This is a genomic window from Microbacterium sp. KNMS (genome assembly GCF_053851835.1).
Genome location: NZ_JBSQBP010000068.1, coordinates 1 through 533, shown reverse-complemented (window position 1 = coordinate 533; position 533 = coordinate 1). Strand labels below are relative to the sequence as shown.

Here is a 533-nt window from a genome sequence, read left to right as displayed (position 1 = left end):
CCGCTGGGCAGGGGTGTGAGGGTCAGGGTGCGGTCGCGTTCGGGCCGGTCGGGGTCGGGTTCGGTGCCGTCGGCGGTGAGCACGTCGATCCACGCCTGCGCGTGCACGTTCACCACCGACAGCGGCGGGACCGGCGCGAGCTCCTCCAGCGGATCCCGCCCCGCCATCGTGTCCGCCTCCGCGTCCGCGTCGGCCGCGTCCGCGCTGGCAACGCCCGTGTCGGGGTCGGTGTCGGGGGTGATGGTGCCGGTGGCGAGGGCGACGAGGTGGCGTTCCATGAGCTCGACCCGGTCGGGGTGCCCGCCGCCGCGGCGGGCGGTGTCGACGGCCTTCACGATCCCCGCGGCCGCTTCCGCGCCGAGCAGCCCGGACGCGAGCCCGGCGGCCACGTGCACGCACCGGGGATCGAGGTCCTGCCCGGTCAGGGTGGTGCGGGTGCGGGTGGCTTCATCCAGCCGCACCCGCCCGCGCAGCTCCCGGTTCGACGCCCCGGTGAGCCGTTCGAGCAGCTCGAGCCCGGTGCGGCACCCGTA

General features: G+C 76.4%; 1 protein-coding gene. It reads right to left on the bottom strand.

The window, feature by feature from the left end; all coding sequences use genetic code 11:
* On the bottom strand, positions 1-533 hold a 533-nt coding region (locus tag ACWXWW_RS17870; RefSeq protein WP_455971332.1), incomplete at both ends, for a hypothetical protein.